The 20,496-nt window shown below is 63.5% G+C and carries 13 protein-coding genes; 8 read left to right on the top strand and 5 right to left on the bottom strand.

Going from position 1 to position 20,496, the window contains the following annotated elements; all coding sequences use genetic code 11:
• The first annotated feature begins 26 nt into the window (after positions 1–26).
• From ACQPW1_RS11525 to ACQPW1_RS11510, 4 genes are all read left to right on the top strand, one after another.
• On the top strand, positions 27–1,730 hold the full coding sequence (locus tag ACQPW1_RS11525) for a DNA cytosine methyltransferase (protein WP_433665209.1): 1,704 nt from the start codon (positions 27–29) through the stop codon (positions 1,728–1,730).
• Between the two features lie 408 nt (positions 1,731–2,138).
• Positions 2,139–2,633 carry a single-stranded DNA-binding protein gene (gene ssb, locus ACQPW1_RS11520; protein WP_433662713.1) on the top strand — a complete coding sequence of 165 codons (495 nt, stop codon included), beginning with the start codon at positions 2,139–2,141 and terminating at the stop codon, positions 2,631–2,633.
• A 90-nt stretch (positions 2,634–2,723) separates the two neighbouring features.
• Entirely contained in the window at positions 2,724–3,032 is a 309-nt protein-coding gene (locus ACQPW1_RS11515) for a hypothetical protein (RefSeq protein ID WP_433662712.1), read from the top strand.
• A gap of 28 nt (positions 3,033–3,060) precedes the next feature.
• Complete coding sequence (locus tag ACQPW1_RS11510) at positions 3,061–3,375, top strand: hypothetical protein (protein ID WP_433662711.1); 315 nt, start codon at positions 3,061–3,063, stop codon at positions 3,373–3,375.
• 243 nt (positions 3,376–3,618) lie between these two features.
• Here ACQPW1_RS11510 and ACQPW1_RS11505 read toward each other — a convergent pair whose 3' ends face one another.
• Positions 3,619–4,329, bottom strand: coding sequence for a hypothetical protein (locus ACQPW1_RS11505; RefSeq protein WP_433662710.1), 711 nt, complete (start codon positions 4,327–4,329; stop codon positions 3,619–3,621).
• 239 nt (positions 4,330–4,568) lie between these two features.
• On the opposite strand from ACQPW1_RS11505, the gene mobF reads away from it, so the two are divergent.
• The 4 genes from mobF to fxsT all read left to right on the top strand — a co-directional run bounded on the left by mobF (position 4,569) and on the right by fxsT (position 14,988).
• On the top strand, positions 4,569–9,218 hold the full coding sequence (mobF, locus tag ACQPW1_RS11500) for a MobF family relaxase (RefSeq protein WP_433662709.1): 4,650 nt from the start codon (positions 4,569–4,571) through the stop codon (positions 9,216–9,218).
• Between the two features lie 109 nt (positions 9,219–9,327).
• A complete protein-coding gene (locus tag ACQPW1_RS11495) occupies positions 9,328–9,627 on the top strand; it encodes a hypothetical protein (RefSeq protein WP_433662708.1) in 300 nt (99 codons plus the stop codon).
• 1,226 nt (positions 9,628–10,853) lie between these two features.
• Positions 10,854–11,240, top strand: a complete 387-nt coding sequence (locus tag ACQPW1_RS11490; RefSeq protein ID WP_433662707.1) for a hypothetical protein — start codon at positions 10,854–10,856, stop codon at positions 11,238–11,240.
• 4 nt (positions 11,241–11,244) lie between these two features.
• Positions 11,245–14,988 (top strand): FxSxx-COOH system tetratricopeptide repeat protein, encoded by a 3,744-nt coding sequence (fxsT, locus tag ACQPW1_RS11485; RefSeq protein ID WP_433662706.1) that lies wholly within the window; start codon positions 11,245–11,247, stop codon positions 14,986–14,988.
• 163 nt (positions 14,989–15,151) lie between these two features.
• On the opposite strand, the gene ACQPW1_RS11480 is transcribed toward fxsT, so the two are convergent.
• The 4 genes from ACQPW1_RS11480 to ACQPW1_RS11465 form a co-directional block, all read right to left on the bottom strand.
• Positions 15,152–16,054 carry a hypothetical protein gene (locus tag ACQPW1_RS11480; RefSeq protein ID WP_433662705.1) on the bottom strand — a complete coding sequence of 301 codons (903 nt, stop codon included), beginning with the start codon at positions 16,052–16,054 and terminating at the stop codon, positions 15,152–15,154.
• Between the two features lie 31 nt (positions 16,055–16,085).
• On the bottom strand, positions 16,086–17,465 hold the full coding sequence (locus tag ACQPW1_RS11475; RefSeq protein WP_433662704.1) for a hypothetical protein: 1,380 nt from the start codon (positions 17,463–17,465) through the stop codon (positions 16,086–16,088).
• A 98-nt stretch (positions 17,466–17,563) separates the two neighbouring features.
• On the bottom strand, positions 17,564–19,144 hold the full coding sequence (locus ACQPW1_RS11470; RefSeq protein WP_433662703.1) for a hypothetical protein: 1,581 nt from the start codon (positions 19,142–19,144) through the stop codon (positions 17,564–17,566).
• Positions 19,137–20,465: a DUF1173 family protein gene (locus ACQPW1_RS11465; protein ID WP_433662702.1), complete on the bottom strand. Its 1,329-nt coding sequence runs from the start codon at positions 20,463–20,465 to the stop codon at positions 19,137–19,139. The genes ACQPW1_RS11470 and ACQPW1_RS11465 overlap by 8 nt, the downstream gene beginning before the upstream one ends.
• Positions 20,466–20,496: the final 31 nt, after the last annotated feature.

Raw genomic sequence — 20,496 nt, 5'->3', positions numbered from 1 at the left:
GACCTGTGATCCCCTTGCTCGAATTGATGGATTGGTTCTGTGGCGCCGGTGGCTCCAGTCAAGGCGCGCACGTTGTTCCCGGCGTTCAGGTCACTCACGCCGCGAATCATTGGGAACTGGCAATCGAGTCGCATTCCAGAAATTTTCCAGCTACCGATCATTATCTCGGTGACATCCGCACCGCGCCGGTGCATCGCTGGCCGGTCGCCGACCTCTTGTGGGCGTCCCCGGAGTGCCCGCAATGGTCCTCCGCGCGCGGAGCACGCCGCGACTTCCACAACAGCATGCAAACCGATCTGCTCGAGCTGCCTCGCGACGAGGAAGCCGATCGCTCCCGCGCCCTGATGGAAGAGGTCCCCCAGTACCTGCGCGGTGTCATCGACCGCGGCGGCAGGGTTCGCGCCGGAGTAGTGGAAAACGTTGTCGAGGTCAGGGGCTGGGACCAGTGGAGTCGCTGGATCGGGGAAATCCGCGCACTGGGCTACAAGACCCGGCTGATCGCGATGAACTCCATGCACGCCCAGCCCGCACGCACCCCGGTCGCCCCACAGTCGCGCGACCGGCTCTATCTCGCCTACTGGGACGCCGCGTTGCAGCGAGAACCGGACTGGGACAAGTGGTTGCGGCCGTTGGCGTATTGCGAGGTTTGCGACGAGTGGGTGCAAGCCCTGCAGGTGTTCAAACAGCCCGGCGTCGACATGGGCCGCTACCGACAGCAGTACACCTACCGATGCCCGCACGCGACTTGCCGGAACTCCGTGCTCGAGCCGCCCGCGTCTCCGGCGGCGACTGCGATCGACTGGAGCTTGGAAGGTACCCGCATCGGTGATCGGGATCGACCGCTGGCCGAGAAGACGATGGAGCGCATCCGCGTCGGACTCAAGCGCTACGCCACTGTCGCGCCGATGATGGTCCCCGCAGGCGGGACCTGGCGCGACGCGGCGATCCCGGTCACCGCGCCGATGAGCGCCCGCACCACCCGCGAAAACGACGGCATCGCCATTCCGGCCCCGTTCCTCGCGTTGCTGCGGTCGGATAGGGCGCGCACCGTCGGATTGCACGAGCCGATGGCCACCGTTGTCGCGGACGGATCCAATCACGCCCTCGTGGTGCCGCCCCTGGTCGTGCCGATGGAGGGCCGCGACGGCAAAGAAGCCGTGCCCGCCACGATGCCGATGCGCACCCAGACCACCCGCGCCGAAACCGCCGTGTGTTTCCTGCCGTTCGTCACCGAATTGCGCGGCGGATCCTCCGATGCCCGGTCCGTGAACGAGGCCCTGGCCACCGTCACCGCCTCCGGGAATCACCACGGCCTGGTTACTCCCCCGGCGACTACGCCGGATGGGTTGTGGGAGTCGATGTTGTTGCCGTACTTCGGTAAGAGTGTCCCGCGTCCGGTCGCCGAACCCATGGGCACGCTGACCACCCGCGACACCTACGCCCTCGTGGACGTCCTCAGCGAGGAATACATCAACGATGTCCGGTTCAGAATGCTCGAGCCCCACGAAATTTCACGGGCGATGGCGTTCGGCACCGACTACGTCGTGGTCGGCAACAAGCGCCAGCGCGTGCGCCAGCTCGGCAACGCCGTCACCCCGCCTGTCGCGGAAGTCATCATTTCCGCACTGGTCGAGGCCATCACCGGCGAAGAGATCGACCGCTGGCCCACCAGCCCGGTTCCCGACCAGCGCACCGCGGCACCGACCCACTCCCTACCGCTCGCGGCGTAGACCCGGCCTGCGCGACGACCTGTTTGTCATACGGCACGAGGGTCCTTCACCAGCAGCGCCCGTCGTTCAGAACCAAACACGACATTCACCGGTGCCTACTGACGAGATTCCCAGCATCCGACCTACCTGGAAAGCCTTGCGGCGTTGTCGGATCGGTGCATGGAGGGTGCGGTGGGTAGGCGGGATCGGTGCCGGAGGCTGTCGATCTACCCCAAGGGGATCAGGCCGTGGCAAGGGCGTCAAGCCTGCGGAAAAAGCGCCCCATGCTTGACGCCCTTGCCGCAGCCCGATGGCGGAGCCATAGATCGACAGCCCCCGGGCACCGATCCAGCTCGTGTCACTTTCGAGCTGGCGGGGCCGGGGTGGGTCGGTCGTCCTATCAACTCACTTCACCCGAGGAGACTCACCATGTTCGGAGCAATTACTCCCACCATCATCGGCAATCTGACCGCCACCCCGGAACTGTTCTTCAGCAAAAAGGGCGAAGCCGGCGTTCACTTCACCGTCGCGTGCAATGACCGCTACTACGACAAGGACGCCGAACGGTACAAGGACCTGCCCGCGGTGTTCATGCGCTGCACCGCGTGGGGTGCGCTGGCCGAGCACATCTCCGACAGCCTCACCCGCGGCATGACCGTCATCGGCTACGGGCGGTTGAAGCAGTCCAGCTACACCGTAAAGGACACGGGCGAGAAGCGCACCGTCATGGAGATGACCGTCGATGTCCTCGGACCGTCGTTGCAGTACGCGACCGCCGTGATCACCAAGGCGTCGCCCGACACCACCGTGATCGGCGAGCCGATCGAGGACCCGTGGGGCGCTGCCGCCGACGAGACCCCGGTCTCGGTCGCCGCGGGCGAGCAGTCGGCCTCTGAGAGCGACGACGACAAGCCGCCGTTCTGACCCTCATCTCCCATCGCCTGTCCCGGTCCCGCATGGCGGGACCGGGACAGGCGTCCTTGTTTCCATTCCCTCGTCCTGAAGGGCAAGACGATGACTGTTGTGACTGCGACCGCGCACATCAACGGGTGGGTCGGTGACCTCACCTACGACCCGGACCAGTGGGAACGCATGGAGGACTCCTGGGCCACCCGCTATCCCACGATTGACCCGCGCACGCATCAGCTGATGGAAAACACCGCCCGCAGCCTCTCGGCTCACGATCACGCTGCGGCCCAAGGCCGTCTCGACCGCTATGTCGCGGGGTTGGCCGATCGTGGTGTCCGTGTCACTGCCGCGGATTTCCGGCGGGCGCAATTCGAGCACTATCACCGTCGACCAGTGACCCCGCTGCCCGACTGAGTCGGGTGCACCGGCGGATGCGTGCGACATGTCCGAGCCACTCCCACGGGTTGACCTGGAGGCCGAGAATTCTCGGCTACGCGCTCTGGTCGCGGAACTCTCGGACCGCTGTCGCGCTCTCGAAACAGTCGTCCACGATCTGACCGTGATCGTGGACGACTGTCTCGACCGCGAGTCCGAACAGCTCAACGACGTGCGCCGCGAACGACTTGCCACCACCGGCATGTCGCGCGTCGCACCCCACCCCGGCAGCTCCTACGACTGGAGCCTGCCGAATACGCAACCTTCGTCCCGCAACGCCAGCGGCGACATCGCCATCTCCGGCGAGCAGCACCGCGTCTGACCGCGGCCAATCGCCGCGCCCGGCGCGGATTGCGAGGGCCGTGTCGGCACTTGACTCTCCCGCCTGCCCCTGTAGCTGCGTGGGTGACCCATCGACACGGTCCCCGGAGTCCACGCCGGGCCACCGCGACGCTGGCGATCCCTCACATTCCCGTCGGCCCCGGCCGCGCACGAGAAAGGCTCAGCCGTGGCGCTGATCTGGTTGGTTGCCATCGCCGTTGCAGGGTTCCTGATCTTCTGGTCCCTATTTCCCACCCTCGCCCGGGTCGCCGGAATCCTGCTGATGTTCGACTCCGTCCTCACGTTGGTCCTGTTTCCCGACCGGGCGCCCGCCGCGCATGTCGGCTGGCTGCTGGCTGGGATCGTGCTGTGGCTGGCCGGGCACTTCGTCTTCGCCGTCAAGTACGGCGCGTGGCGTTCGCGCCTCGCCGCGCGGATCGTCCGCGCTTCGGTCCTGCAGCGGTTGCTTCCCTCCGAGCTCCGATAGTCCCGCCGCGTCTCCTCTCGCCGGGACCGGCGGTTTCCGGTCGTCATCGCGCGCCGGGCTTGGACGCGCTCGCCTCGACTTGCCGGTCGACGCTGCGTTTCCAGTGCTACCAAGCAGCTTGCGCAGTTCGCCGACCGGCATCTCGGCCCAGGTGCCGAGGTCGGCGTCACTGACGCCCCGTTGTTTCATCCGGCGCAACGCGTCGCTCTGCCCCGGTAACGCGGCGGCCACGACCTTCTCGTAGGTCTCTTTGGCTTTCGCCACAGCTGCCTCGCATCGAGTCATCGCCGAGGCGATGGCCGCGTCGCGGCGCTGGGCTGCCCGCGTCTGGACGTCGCGGTGGCGGCGGAACAGGTACAGGTCATCACCGTTGGCCTTGGCGATCTCGAGCTGGTCCCGCACCGCCTGCGCGGTGATGCGGCGCGCGATTGTCCGTCCTGACGTCGAACGCTTGCGTTGGCTGTCCATATCGTCCTCCGCTTCCCGGTGTTCTCGCCCGCCGGTCGCCCCGGTTTCGGGGTCCGGCCGGACGTGGCCGTTCTCTCATTCTTTTTCATCAGAATCTCAATGTAGCTCTGCCACCACCCCCTTCTGAACACCATTCTCGCTTGCGCCATTACAGCCCATAACATCCCATATGGGCTTTCTTTTTCACTGCCTCACACCTCTTGCATCACCATGCTTTCCGGGGGACTTTCGAATAGGTGATGACACTTCACCGGCTGCATTCCGGTGACGGCTACGAGTACTTGACCCAGCAGATCGCCACCGGCGACAGGATGCGGGATCGCACCCGTGACCTTACCGATTACTACACCGCGCACGGGTGCCCACCCGGCCGGTGGTTCGGTCGCGGAGCAGCCGCGCTGGGTTTATCCGGCGAGGTGACCGAACAGCAGATGCAATTGTTGTTCGGCGAGGGAATGCACCCGGATGCGAATCGGATCATCACCGAGGCGATGGCCGAGGGGAAAACAATCGTCGAGGCGATCAGCGCGGCGAGTCTGGGCACTAACTTTTATCAGTTCTCCGACAAAACAGCCGTATCCGAAGCGCTCGATCGCATGGTTGTCGCGTTCACCGAGAAAAACAAGCGGCGGCCGACCTACGACGAGCGCACAATGCTGCGGACCGAAGCGACGCGGGAGCACCTGCGCACCGAACTCGGCGTCGACCCCTCGGCCGAGGCGATCGAAGACGCTCTCGCCGAGGACAGGAAGAACTCACGCAAAGCGGTTGCGGGATTCGACTGTGTCTTCACGCCGCAGAAGAGCATCGCAATTCTGTGGGGCTTGGCCGACGACGAGCTGCGGCGGGTGATCTGGGAGTGCCATGAGGAGGCGATGCGCGAAACGCTGGAGTGGGCCGAACAGCGTTACGCGGTGACCCGCCGCGGCCACAACGGGGTACGGCAGATCGACGCGGAAGGATTCACCGTCGCGTTGTTCCGCCACTACGACAGCCGCGCCGGCGATCCGCTGCCGCACACGCACGCTGTGATCTCGACCGAAGTGCAAGGCAGCGACGGGAAGTGGTCGGCATTGGACGCGCGACCGCTCTACGGCGGCGCGGTCGGCATGAGCTGCCGCTACAACGCGACGATCGTCGGCAAGCTGCGCCGCCGCACTCCATTGCGGTTCGAGGAACGCAGCCGCGGCCGCGGCAAACAACCGGTCCTCGAAATCGTCGGCATCTCCGACGCGATGATCGAGTTCTTCTCCCGGCGCCGCACAGCGATCATCGCCCGCACCGAACAACTCCTCGCCGCGTACCGGCGAACACACGGCCACAATCCCGACAAACGCGCCCAAGCCAGATTGGCGCAACAGGCGACGCTGGAAACTCGGGACGCCAAAGCCGAACCGCACAGCCTGCGCGACATGCTGGCCGGCTGGGGTCGCCGAGTCCGCGGTTTCCTCGGCGACGGTCGCGACGCACGACGGTTCGTCACCGATCTCCTCGAACAACACCGGCTCGATGACCATCCGGCCACGTTCGATGCCCGCCGAGTCGCCATCGCCGCGGGCGTGGCCGTCGGCGGCGCGTCCGAAGTTCTGCGATCCGACGACACACACCTCAGCGCCGCCATCGAGCACACCGTGGACGAATGCACCGGCCTGCACACCGGTGACCGCACCCCGGCCATCGCGCAGGTTCGGGGACTGCTCCGCTCACGCGACGATGACGAGCTGCTCGCCGACATCGACGAGGCATTCACCGCCACCCAGCGCACCGCATACGATCCGAAACGAATCGCCGAAGAAGTCGCGGCCACGGTCGCGCGACGCCGGGCGACCTGGACCGAGGCCAACATCTATTCCGCCGCCGACGAACGAGTCGGTCTGTGCGATTTCGACAGCGACACCGCGCAGCGCGCCGCCGTCGAGGAAATCGTGCAGGCCGTCCGCGACGGACACAGCATCCAATTGACCATCGACCCGGACCCGGTGCCCGCGGCAATTGCGCGGCGCAACGGGGAAAGCGAATTCACCGTCACCGGCGCGATCCGCTATACCAGCGAAGAAGTCCTCGCCGCCGAGCACCGCCTGCTGGACGCAGCCAACACCGCCACCCAGCACTACCTGCCCCACACCGCGGTCGACGCGGCCATCGCCGAAGTCGAGCGATCCCAACCTCGGCAGCGTCGGCCTCACCTCAACGCCGCGCAGCGGGCGATCGCGCATCACCTCTGCACGTCAGGGATGGCGTTGACCGCCGCAATCGGCCCCGCCGGCAGCGGCAAGACCACCGCGATGGCGGTCGTCTCCCGTGCCTGGCAAGCCAGCGGACGGTCGGTGCTGGCCCTCGGTCCGTCGAAGAACGCGGCCCGCCAACTCGGTGACAGCATCGGCGTGCGCGGCTCCACCGTCGCCCGGGTCCTGACCCTGGCTAAGTACAGGCTGCCCACCGGAATCACCCCGGGCGCGATGCTGCTCGTGGACGAAGCCGCCATGGCAGCCACCCACGACCTGGACCAGCTGCAACGGCTCGCCCGCCAGCACGGCGCGGTCGTGCGATGGGTCGGCGACCCGCACCAGTTGTCGGCCGTCGAGTCCGGTGGCGCACTGCGTCTGGTCGCCGCCGACACCCGCGCGCCGACGCTGATGACGATCGTCCGATTCAAGACCGCCGCCGAGGCCGCGGCCACACTGGCGGTCCGTGCCGGCGACGCGGAGGCGGCATGGAATTTCTACAGCGGTGCCGGACGGGTCACCTCCGGGATGGTCGACGAGCTGCGTGAGCGCATCCTGGCCGATCACCTCGCCGACATCGCCGCCGGGAAATCCTCGTTGATGCTCGCCGCGACGCTCGATGACGTCGCCTCCCTGAACCTCGCCGCCCAAGCAGCGCACACCGTGTCCGGACGTGTCGACACAACGCGCGGGTCGGTCAGGTTGTCCGACAGCGCTGACGGTTATGTCGGCGACGTCGTGGTGACTCGTCTCAACGACAATCGGTTGCGGGTCACCGGCGGCAAACGCGGCGGCAGCGGCATCGACAACGGCGACCTGTGGCGCATCCGGAAAGTGCACGGCGACGGGTCGATCACCGTTCTCGGTGTCGATCACCGCGGCAGTGTTCGTCTACCGCCGGACTATGTAGCCGCCAACGTCGAGCTCGGCTACGCGTCCACCGTGCATCGCAGCCAGGGCAGCACCGTTGACCGATGTCGCCTGTTGATCAATGCCACCCTCGGCCGTGCCCTGGCCTACGTCGGGCTCACCCGCGGCGCGGAATCCAACTACATCTATCAGGCCGTCGACGCCCTCGATCCGACCTGCGAGCAGCAGCCCGAAGACCCGATCACCGAACAGCAAATGTTCGCAAAGGTCCTCGCCCGCGAGGACGACAATCTCACCGCCACCGAAACCATGCGACTCGAACAGGCCCGCATCGACGACCCGGCGCGGCTGCGCGGCATCTACAACCACATCACCGGACTGCTCGCCTACGTACGCGGCCGTCGCCTACTCGACCGGGCACTACCTACCGTGCTCTCTCGCGACGCCGAGACCTCCGACCGATTCCAAACCCTGCTCGACACGATCGCGCTGGCCGATCAGCATCGACTCGACAGCTGTGCCCTCGTCGCCGACATCGCCACCAACAACGGCGAGGATCTCGGCGAGAGCTTGGCCACTGCCCGTGATGTGGCAGCAGTGCTATGTGCTCGCGCCGATGACTGGATCGCCCAGCATCTCACGCCCGCGACCACAGCTGTGTCCACCTCGACCGAGACGCTGACCGCCGACGCGTCCGGCCACGCGACGCTCTATACCGCCGCTGCGGCCGTCAATCGCCACGAAGTGCTGGCGCAATCGGGTCGGTTCAGGGCTCTGCGTGATGCTCCCATGACCAGCTGCCCACCCGTGCCGAGCCGCCATCCCGGCATCGACACCGAACTCGCCGATCTTGCCGACGAACTCCGGCGTCGCCTCACCGGCAGCCCCGGACCCGCTGCACCGGTAGACACCCCCGATCGAGACTCCGGTCGAGACGACGTCACCCGGTGGATGCGCATCCAACGCCTTGACCGGCTGCGCCTCGACCATGAGCACTACATCAAGCAGCTGTCCGACGAGCGCGGACGGCACCTGCTGAACCGTGCCCTGCCTGTGGTGGTGTACCGCGAAGCCGCCCGCTCCCGACATTTCGCTGCCTTGCTCGACGCGATCGCTCGCGCAGACGCTACTGGCCTGAACAGCAACGCGCTCATCGGTTCGATCACCACCGACGAATTCACCGACTTCGGCACCGGCCTGCTGGAGGCGCGAGATCCCGGCGACCTGCTGGCTGGCCGCGCTCAACGGTGGGTCTCCCGCGAGACAGCATCCCGACACACAGCCGCGGCCATCGCGGTCGCCGCAGTGCAACTCGAAACATTGGCGCTCACCGACGACACGTCCGCCACCGGACTCATCTCAGCAGCAGGCGCGGCAAACCTGCTCACCGAGCACGCCGCACTCACCCCGGCCGGCACGCCACCCCCGACGCTGAGCCCTCCGCCTCCTCGGTTCCCCGGTATCGACCAACGTCTCATAGATTTCGCCGCCGAGCTTCGACGGCGCATCGCGCACGAGGAACGCGCGCTCCGCGACAGCGACCGCGCTGCCGTTCACCCTCAAAGCGACACGCCTGTCATCGGCCAGCCGGGGGCGGATCCTCGAAATACCGGCTATGCCATGCCCATGCCCTCGCCCGACAGCGTCTCAACCCTGCCGTCACTGCGTGGCGACGAAGCGTCAACTGAGGCGGGATCGGCCTCGGATGACGGCGCATCGGATCCCCTGCGTCGTAGGAAACTCCTCCGGCGACAGCGTTCTCTGCCATTTCGACGTCGCCGTCGATCGTTGTAGCTCGTCGTCGTGGCGTGGCGGTCTACCATCGCCTCTTGCTGCCGATCGGTCTGCGGCGGACAATTTCGGTAGCCACAAGCTCGCTCAACACCGAGAAGGGGCATCGATCATGGGGCAGACGGGGCTGAGCGTCATCATCGCACTGGTACTTTTCCTGGCCTGGGCGCTGTATCCCGGTCTCGCGCGATTCCTCGCCATACTGCTCGTGATCGACTCCATCGCATCTGTCTTCCTGTTTCCGTACAAGGCGCCGTTGGCACATCTCGGCTGGCTCGTCTTCGGCGTCGCACTGTGGCTTGCCAGCCACTGGCGGTTGGCCGCCCGAGATCACGCCTGGCGATCGGCCCTTGCAAAGCACGCCTATCGACTGCCGCTGCTGCGTCGTCTCCGCCCGAGCGCCGTACGTTGATACAGCTCGGGGTCTTTTCTCTTGCGCGAATCTCGCCCTCAAAGAACGGGCCCTGACCCGAACCACCCCATCGACACGCCGCCCGACCGCTACCGCCCCGACGACCGGCTCCTCGCCTTCCTCAAACAAGTCTGATAATGCCGATCGCATGGCCGCATCACCCCGCCAGCAGGACCGCCGAGCCGTGACTAGCGTACCCAACCGGTCCCCATCAGATCCCTTAAGCGGAATCCGCAAAAGGCGTCGATCGTTACCATCTATTTCGCACCCGTTCCAGTGGCCCACACCACGTGCCGCAGTCTGGTGAGAAGTGTTCCCACCGTTGGTACCTCATTGGCCTTGTCGCTGACGGCGAGTTGCCCGATCACCAGACGGGCGCGGTGAGCGAACGCGCAGACCAGCTGCGCCGCGCCGGGCGCCCACGCGGTGCGCCAGGCGCAGCGTCTTGCCGTCGATCACACAAGCCACCAACGACACGGCTACGGCCGCGAAGTAGTCACCCAGGAGACATCCGGACGGTGGGATCGATCAACCCTCAGCACGTCGCGCACGTCGCGAAACATCTTGTCGCTGGCGGCGATACCGCTTCGACAGGTCCGGCCTCGCTGGTAGTCCGGACAGGGGCCTGGCGCGCCAATCGTGGCATAGCTGCTGAAGCCGCGCATCCCGGCGGTCGTGGCAAAAATGGCGACGGCCAGCAAACAGCCGCATCGGAAAGCACAGCCCACGCGGGTCGCTGGATCAAGGGACCGACGCGAGAATAGTCAGCAAACCAATGTCGCGGCCAGTCGGCGCGTCGCGAACGACATAACGGTCCAACGCCTCGGGAACCAACGAGAGGGCGAAACATTAGCGGCGGGCAGGTGCACTCCAGGAGCGATTCTGGTCTGAGAAACCTCCATCGAATCGAAAGTGCCTGTGCCACCCACATCTCAACAGGTGTCCCGAACTACATCAGCGCAGGTCAATCTCGGTCAACCGAGAACGCCGGAGCCCTCGACCGCTCTCGGAACTCGCCAGGCATCAGGATCGTGCTCGACAACTTGAGGCGTAAGGACGGAAGAAGCCCGTATCGCCGCCCAAGGCCAAAATATCCGGCGGGCGCCCGCAGTTGCCTGGGGGAATCGAAAGCCAGCTCCTTGTCGGTGGCGCGCGCTACAGTTGGCCGAAGCGGCATCCCGCCTACCGGTGCCGCGCAGCAAAAACCAAGGGAAGCAGGCGATCTCGTGTTTGATCCAGTATCGTTGGGCATCGCAGCCGCCGCGCTGCTCGCAACTAAGTTCGGGGAGGAGTTCGCGAAGGATGCGGGAGCGAGCACATGGAGCGCAGTCAAACGCCTACGGACGGCGGTCGGAGAGAAATTCCGAAACGATGAAGAAACGACTATAGTTTTAGAGAATCTTCCTGCGAATCCGACACCGCAGATGAAGGAACTCCTTTCGGCTAGAATTTCGCAAGCCGCCGCCAACGATGAACGTTTCCGATCGGAGCTGGTCGGCGCGTTGACAACTCTTGAACAAACTCCAAGTGGTGAGAGATTCCTCGCACAAGCATTTGACGATTCCAAGCAAATTAACATCGGCGGAGACAACTACGGCACGATATCTATCTAGCGCAATGAGCGATTTCAATCCTCTTGCAGCGGGCGCCGCCCGGCAGGTCAACATCTATGGCAACAACGAGGGCATAATCAATTTCGGGATTGCCGACGTGGTCCCGACTCTCGACGAGATGCTTGCTCTCTGCAGTGTCGAAGCGCCAATTGGACGCCTTCCCGAGGCGATACACGGTCGTGACGGCGAGTTAGATCGACTGCGCACCCCACACGGTCCATCGAGTAGCCGGATTCAAGTCTTCTGCGGGCTTGGAGGTGTTGGGAAGACGACGGTAGCTCTCGCCGAAGCGCTACGCGCCAAGGAGCAGGGCACCGTGATCTTCTGGATTCGCGCCGAATCCTCCGAAAGCGTATCTGATGGCATGCGTCAGGTAGCCCTGATGACCGGCGTATCTGCCCTGCAGGCGTCACATACGTGGGAGAAAGGTGGACGCCCGTCGGCTGACCTGGTTTGGAAGTCGCTCTCCACCTTCGACCGTCCATGGTTGTTGATCTTCGATGACGCCGATGATCTCGATGCCCTCTGCTGCCAGGGAAGTTCCCTCCGAGATTGCACAGGCTGGGTACGACCTCCCGTAGGTAATTCCACGGGAGTGATTGTCACCACCCGTGATAGCGATAGCCGCTCGTGGAGTCAAAAAGCAGCCGAAGTCAGTCTCCTCAAGCCGCTCGCTAGAGATGCATCCATAAACATGCTGTGCACCTCGGCGCCGCAATCAGGAGATAGGCAGGCAGCCTCGCTCTTAGCGGATCGGCTGGGCGATCTCCCGCTCGCACTGCATCTTGCAGCTAGTCATTTATCAGCCGCACAAGATGACCCTTTGACTGAAGCCCAAACGTTCGGCGAGTATGTTGCCGCACTCGATGCTTCGCCATTGTTGCTCGATGAATCATTGGACGGTCTTCGAGGCGATTTGAGTAGCGATGACCAAAGAGCACGGCATGCGGTCGCCAAGACTTGGACATTGTCCATCGAGCTACTGCGAAAACAAGGTGTGATAAATTCGGATGTCATCCTAAACCTATACTCGTGTTTCGCACCAGGGGTGCCATTGCCAAAATCGCTGGTCGATCCATCCAAGGTCGTGAACCTGCCCATATGGGGAAAAGAGTTTCCAACATCGACCGTTAAGACAACCATCGCCGGATTGCGAAGATTCGGATTGATGGAAGTAAGTTCGACCCCCGATGGGCCGATGTATCAAATCCACAGGCTCGTCGCGGAGATAGTAGACTCCAATTCACGTTTGGAACCGGGGCGTTATCGCGATTTTTGGATTTCGGCTATATCGCTACTATTCCAGGCAACGCCATACCGGGAAAATCCGCGAGATCCCTCCTCGTGGCCATCTTGGCATGGGTTAATTCACCACTGGCTTTCCGTAGTCGATCGATTCTCAATGTGGAAAACCATGAAAACTTCCGCCCTAAGCGATATCCTTGCCGCCGCAAGCGTTGCAGTTGCCTACCTCCAATTCAGAGGTGATTATCAAACGGCAATCAGTTTTTCCGATAGAATACACGAGATCGCCGAAGAGGACGAGCTTCCCGCATGGGTAATCCTAAACATCAGACGACAACGTATTATTGCCGTTAAGGAAATGGGTGACCTAATAGCGGCCGAGGATGAACTCAAGACTTTGGTCCAATTATGTTCAGCGCACCTGGGCGGAGCGGATACTACCACGTTGGCGATCCGATATGAGCATGCCTCCGTGACAACAAGGCGGGGAAAGTTCGCCGAAGCCGAACGCGAGTATGACGAGATTATCCGGAGTGAGACTGCATTATTCGGCGCAGATGCAGTCACGACTCTTCGGTCACGCCATGCGCGTGCCATATGCGTTCGTTGCCAGGGGCGATTCGAAGAAGCTGCGAACGAAGGGGAGCGTATCTTTGATGGACTCCGAAAGGCGCTGGGAGATAGTCACCCCGACGTACTGGAAGCAAAGCACGAGTTTGCCATCTCACTTCGCGAGCAGGGCGACTTCCGACAGGCGGAACAAGTTCTGCGCGAAGTTCTTGAGGTCGAACGTGGGGTCCTGGGATATGATCATCCCTCCACTTTGATCACACGAGAAAGCCTGGCCACTACGCTGTTGCTTCAGGGAGACGAGAAGTTCGCCGAGTCGGAGTATCGCGAAATCCTTGATGTCCGAAATCGCGTACTAGGCCAAGATCATCCCCAAACTGTTGAATCAAGATATGTACTGGCCGTATTTGAGACGAAGCGCGGCGACATCGACGCAGAGAGTGCAGCGTCTGTATTCTCCAACCTCTTGGAGGCGAACAAGGATCACCTTGTTGGCGACCATCCCATAGTTCTGGGGATGATGGGAAGTCGAGCAGCGGCGCTCCGCTCTATGGGTGAACTGATTGAATCGGAATCGGACTATAGATCGGTTTTGTCTGCATCGATGACCCGGCATGGCGAGACAAATCCAACCACATTGAACGCGCGGATGGAGTGGGCTGAGTCCCTAGGATACCTCGGTCGTACCGATGAAGCTCTGGTCGAGCTAAACCAGGTCTTTGTGGATATGACAACGACTTTGGGTTCGAGTCATCGAAATGTAGCAAGCGTTCAGGCGGCTATTGGAATGCTCCTGCTGCAAAAGGGCGAGCTTTTCGACTCAGAGGTGACGCTACGTGAGGTACTCGACGCACTACCGGAGTCAGACAGTCTGCGCAGTTCGTTGATGCACAATTTGGTGGCGGTGTATGGCCAGCAGGGCCGACTCCGCGAAGCCATCGAACAGTTGCGAGAGATGGCGGAGGACCGAACAAGTCGATTTGGATTGGGTCATCCCGACACTCTTGATGTACTAAACACATTGGGAGTGTGCTTGAAAGAATTCGGACATTACGACGAAGCCGAGGCTGCATACCGTAAAGCACTGGCCGCAGCAGCTGATAATCATTCTGTCGAACAGCCGCTCGTGTTAACGATCCGCCATAACCTTGCGGTATTAATGAGAGTCATCGGCAAGCTTGAGGATGCTGAAAGAGAGAACGCTGCGGTTCTTGAAGTTCAGACACGCACGCATGGACCAGAGCACTCCGTTACACTGGCGACGCGGAAGTCGCTTGCCCGGGTTCTGGAAGATCAGGGTCTCGTCGCCGAGGCTGAAGCCGAGTATCGTGCTATCCGCGAGATCTATTCGCGAACAGTGGGAATCGATCATCCGCACACTTTGCATGTTCAGGGGAATCTCGCGTTCTCGCTCAGCGCGCAGGGACGTTTCGTCGAAGCTGAGGCGGAATACCGAGATGCCTTGCCCAGGTGCCAGCGTATCCTGGGCGAAGACCATCCTGAAACTTTGCGGATGAACCATAATCTAGCCATGGCGCTGGTGGATACTCGCCAACTCGGTGAACGGAGAATTCGGCTCGAAGATGTTCTGGAGCGTCGGATTCGTACATTAGGAGCTTCGCATTCAGAAACGCTGACGACGCACCAGAATCTCGCTGTGACGTTTAAGCGGTCGGGTAATCCTGAGGAAGCGGCGAAGCACTTTGATGCCCTCGCCATTGGAGTTTCCGAGAATAGTGGAGTCCAGCATGAAACCGTGTGGGAAGCTCGGTTTCATAAGGCTCAATCGCTATGGGAAGCCGGCGAGCCACGGTTAGCGGTTCGCGAACTGGAAGATCTATTGTCGTCAGATGGCCCCGCGAACTGCAATATCGAAGGCGTCCGGCGGTTATTAGAGTTTATTCGTGCGGACGCGGAATGGCAAGGAACTTGAGTTACTAAGGAACGACCGCACCGGCCAAGTTCCATCTGGTCTGTGCCGAGGATGGTCTTGTCAGCCATGGTGCTTTTGAGGTCGGCAATGACGAGCTCATCGGGGTTGAGGAGCGGACGTGGCGGGTAGTGGGCGGAGTCGAGGATTTGCAGCGGAATGCGGCTCACAACCGAGCCTTTCGTCGTGCTCGTGCACCTGCCGTGCGGCGGCGCCTGTGCGTCCTGCGTCGGCTGCGCGCCGTGTCGTCGTTGAGGCGGGTGCTGGTCGTGGCGGTTTCGGGTCCAGCTGCCGCGACGGCGCCGCCGTGTGGCGCGGTGGGGAGGATCTCCGGATGATCGCACGCGCATATCCGGGCCCTCGCCGCTAACGCATCCAGGCGGCCTTGGAACGCGCAGAGGTCTTGCACGATGTCGGCCGGTACGGTCACCACGGGCAGGTGCTGTCCGGCTCGCGCGGTGTCGCGGTAGGGGGCGCCGATGGCAAGGTCGCCGAGCATGTCGGTGACTCGGGCGTAATGCGGGACACCGACGCGGCCGATTTCGCGAAGTTCGTTGTGGCGCCGGTGATCTTGCCGGTACTCGACGGTCGTCCATTCCCGATCAATCATGCCGACGGTGAGGACGCGCCTGGGTTCAGCGGGATCGGCGAACTGGATGCTGATGCCGCTTGCGAGGACCTGGTCCAGCCCTTGGGCTGCCTCGGACGCGGGATCGCCGGCGGCCGACCTCTTCCGTGCTGTTTCGGTCGGCTGCTGAGCGGGGCGAGCCGTCGTGATCGCCGTCCGGATTGTGTCGGCGATCTCGGGGCCGGTGCCGACACCGAATCGGCGTATCGGTGCGAATTCTTGTCGGCCGGCAGATCGGGCGTAGATGGCTGCTGCGGCCAGGGTTGTTCTGGACGCCGATGTGTCGTCGTGTGCATGGTCGTGCAGCCATATCAGCGCCTCGTGCAGCGTGTCGAACTCGCCCCAGCTGGGTAGGGGTGTTTCGTGGGGCCGGGCAGGGTCGGTGAGGATTGCGAATGCGGCGAGGTAGGAGGTGGCTCGCCGAGGTTGTCTCGTGGTCATGGCGGTCCTCGATGGGTGAGTCGGGTACGACTTACAGGTGGCGGCGCTGGCCGGTCTGCCGGGCCACGGATTGGGTTCGCCAGAGTCGTTGGCGCCGTTGTTCTGTGGTGACGGCCGTGGCGGGCTGTTGTGTGTGCTCGATGCGCTCGCTCCGGTTGCGCACCTCGCCTGTTTTGAGCAGCCTGCTGGGTGGAGCAGTCGAGGCGGGACGGCAGTCGAGACACTGTCCGTCGGTGACCTGGCGGAACTCGTCGCAGCCCTCGCACCATCCGTTGCTGGCACTGGTGGGCTCGCGGCCGGCGGTCGATGCGCTACGCGGTTTCGGCTGTTTTGGTGTCTGAGGCAGTTCCGGGTGGTTGCGGACCCAGGTTTCGATGGCGCGGTATCCGATGTCACCCATTTCCCTGCAGAGGCGCGATTCCTGCCGAAGGATGTTGCGCGCGGCCGGGCCGCTGTGTTCGGCGATGAATTCGCATCGGGCGTTGATGGCGTCGATCCTGCTGTGTTCCAGTGGAAGTTCCCGGATTCCGGTCATGCCGTCGATCCGGCATGGGTTGCACAGGCCGTCGTCGCCGCGTCCGGTTCGGATGCGTTCGTTGTAGGGCAGCCCGTAGGGTGAGGTGCTGTTGTCGAGTGCCGCGCGTTCGAGGCGGCAGCCCACGCACGGAAGCCCGCGCAGGGTTGGGGCGGTGTCTTCTTTGTCGTGGTCTCGGTAGTAGTCCTCGACTTCTTTGTAGCGGTCGTCGTCGTAGTCGCTGTCGTGCTGAATATCCAGTGATGCGAGGGGTTTTCGACTGTCGCGGGCGTGCGGTTTGTTGTCGTCGACGCCTGCCCGCCCATCCGGTACCTCGTTCACCAGCTCGGTGTCGTCGGTCGTGTCCTCGCCAGCGCGCTTGCGGTGATGTAATGCCGCGGCGCGGGTGTGCTGGTCGGCGGCGGTGTCACCGAAATACGAATCAACGACGGCGTTTTCCTCGCGGTTGGACGGCCGGGTTGGGCCGGTCCGCAGCGCCGGGTCCACGCGACGGCGGGTGTCGCGGGGTGGTCGGTAGGAATCGCTGCCGGTGCCTGTGGCGCTCGCGCGTATGTGCCGTCCTCCGGCCGGTCGTGCGGGCAGCGGGTTGTCTGGCGCCTGGTGCACGTGGGGATCGGTTGGCGGTACCAGCTTTTCGATGAGTGCGCGCTGTTGCGGGTTGTTGTGCCAGAGCTGTCTCATCTCGGCTTTGGCCTGCTCGTATGGGTGGCGCTCCCAGATCGAGACGCACTGCCAGATCATGCCGAGCCGTTCAGCGTCGATCGTCTTGGCGAGTTCGCGTACCTGCTGTTTGGCGCGGCGCAGGTCGCCGGAGTTCACCAGGGCGGCGACGGCGGAGATGGCTTCGACGTCGCGGTCGATCAGCGGCTCAGCCATGGCCGTTGCTCCTGCCGCTCGGCAGCGCAGTGCGCTGCGATTCGGGATGTGAACGGTGTTGTCATCGCGTGCCTCCTTCGCTGCGGGTTACGCGGAGTTCAGATGCGGCGGCGCCGTTGCGCCGCCGGGGGTTTCGACCGGCCCCTACGTATGCGCTGCGCCCACGACGTAGTGGAGTCAGGGCTAGTTGCTTCGGTGCGCTGTGCTGAGCTGCCTTGGGTCTGGTCACCGCCTCGCGCCCAACTACCGGAGCCGTCCAAGACTCGGCCCCCGCGATCGGTCGGTTCGAGTGGCCTCAGCCGGTCGCCGATGCGTTCGGTTGAGCGACCCGACGATTCGCGGACGGCGTCGGAAATCGCGATCCGGCCGCCGAATTCGTCCAGCAGCTGTTGGGCGGCGTGTGTCCACTCTGTGCTGTGGCCTGGTTCGTTGATCGCGTCGGCGAGCTCCTCGTGCGCGGCGCGATAACCTGCGGTTTCGCGTGCTATTTCCAGCCCGGCGGCAAGTTCGGCGACGTCAGTCACGTAGTTCCACAGCTGTGCCTGTGCCGTGTCGGGAGGGTGAACCGCTGGACGCGGAATCGCTTCTCCTGTCTGGGCGTAGATAAGGACGGGCCTGGTTTCCAGCCCGTCGAGGAATTCGCCGAGCCACGGGTGCACTCCGGAGTCGACCAGGTAGTCACCGACGTGCGCTGTGAGGTGGCCGTGCTCGTTGAGTTCGCGACGGTATTCGCGGGCCTGCCACTGCCCGGCATCGCTGCTGTAGCGGATCGAGACGCGTCGTCCAGGATTACCGGCCGCCGGTGCGGCGAATTCGACATAGACTCCGCGGATTTCAGCGTCGTACAGTGCTTTCCACTGCGGGTATGCCGGGTCGAACCGGTGTCGGACGGCGGTCTCGATCTGATCGGCGATCTGCGCCGACCTGGTGTCGACGAAGTCGATGAGACCGGTCGTCGATGAATCGAGGTAGTGGCCCCATGGGTCGGGATCGACGTATCCCGTTGCCTTTTCGTCCAAAGGCTCGAGACCGTCCAGGACCCTCCCGATCCTTCCGTCGAGCTCGGCCTGCAGCACCTCGCACTCCCAGTAGATCTCTGGGTGCATATCCCCGAGTCGCATGACGCCCATTTCGCTGCTCACGGCCTGACGAGCAGCAAGCAGTGCGTCCAAAGTGCCTCTTTCCTGAACTCGACCGAGGTGGCTGTCGAGATCGGTCAAGAACTCGAGAAGGATTGCTTCGTGCGCCGCTGGCACCAGGACGGGCTCACGGCGGGTTGGTGGCGTGCCGTTGAGTGTTGGCCCGGTTTTCAGTTGGCCTATCACCGCTGCCAGACGTTGCGTGTCGTCCAAGCGGTAGTCGCCGATCGGGCGCAAGGGAACCCCGTCGAGATACATGGGTGCGGATACTGATGGCGAGGGCGACCACTCGGGATCTGCGACCAGTTCTCGGGCAGCGAACTCGCGGTGTTCGGTGAAGGTGATCTGCACGACGCGATACGGCTGGGTCTCGGTCGCGGCGGCGAACACAACGTTCACCCCGCGGTCGCGCAACTTTTCCAGTTCGGCGTACGCCTGGTGCTGCGGATCGAAGCGTTCACGTAGTCGGTCGCGTTGCGCAGCGAGCGTCGCGTCGGGCGGCTGGCCGATGACGTCGCGCCAGAAGTCGAAGTCACTCATAGCCGTGGTTCCCTTCATGCGCTTGCACTCCAATTAGCGGTTGCGTCGTGTCCGGCCCGTGTGTGCGATTAGCAGGCGGGTCTGCGAGTTCGACGTCGAGGGTGGGCTGGTCGGCTTCGTCGTGAGATCGCCGGTCACGCGGTGCCGCCGCTGGTGGTGGGGGTGTTTCGGTGGCGGCGTCGAAGATCCATGACTCCAGCTGCGAAGTCGAGATGAGTGAGTCGATGCCGCTGCGCTGCCGGGCGCTGTCGTCGGGGCCGATGATGTAGCACGCCGTGACCGGGCAGGTGTCGATGAGTGTGAGCGCGGCCATGGGGGTGTCCGGGCCCAGGTTGTAGCGAAGTGATTTCACGAACCGTCGTCGGTCGTCGGTGAGCCGGTCGACGAGGCGCTTTTCCCCTTCTGTTGTGACGGGAATCCAGTCTTGAGTCACCGTCATGACCGCGATCTGTTCGACATCGGTTGTGCCGTCGTCTGATTCACCGAAGGTGAGGATTCCGATCAGATGCGTGTCGGTGTTGTCGGCTCGCAGCGAGAGTTCGGTGCTGAACGTCGCGGCCATCCGCGCGTATGTCTCGTGCATTACGTGCAGCGGGCGATCGGGTACGTGCTTCAACAGCAGTGCGGCGCCGGTTGTCGTCGGCGTGATGCGTTTGATCTCGCCGACGGCGATCATGAGTCGGCGGCGCGATCGGGTTCCGGTGATGTAGGCCAAGGCAGCCGTGCGCCGGGCAATGATCTCGGCCTTGCGGTCCGAGTTGAACGTTTCGGGGATCCAGAGCCGATCGACCAACGGAGTCCGGTAGGTCATCTTGTCTTCCGCGGCGGAGAGCAGATACTTGCGGATCGTGGCCCAGTTGCGTTTGCCGAGCATGCCCGGTGTCCACCGGGTGAATCCGGCGTCGTCCCAAAGCAGGTGCAGGAGACCGCGCAACGTCAGCTTGGTGGGATCGCCTCCGCTGTCATCGATCTCGGTGGCCGCGGCAGCGGCGTCAGTGCGGCGTCGGTGGTGCGTCAGAGGGAATCCGAGGGTGATCCGGGTGGCTTCCGGGTGCTCTTTCACCGCCTTTCCCAGCAGCTCCGCCAGCCCGGAAACTTCGGGTGGCGGTGCGTAGGAGGTACAGATCGGGTCGTGGGTCGATCCGGTGCCGGGCATTCGTTTGATCAGGTATCGACCGCTGACCTTGGCGATGTACATGTCGACGCCGTCTGCGCCTTGGCACGTGCAGCGTGGCCGGGTTCCGGTCGTGTGTGCTGTAGCAAGCACCGCTTGGGCGTTGCTCCGGTCACCGTCGATGACCTGTCCGTTGATGACATACATTGGCTGTCAACGCCTTTCGCGATTGTCGGGG

It is taken from the genome of Nocardia sp. CA-128927 (assembly GCF_050955855.1).
Lineage (GTDB): Bacteria > Actinomycetota > Actinomycetes > Mycobacteriales > Mycobacteriaceae > Nocardia.
The sequence above is the reverse complement of the archived record's forward strand: the minus strand, read 5'-3'. Positions and strand labels throughout refer to the sequence as shown.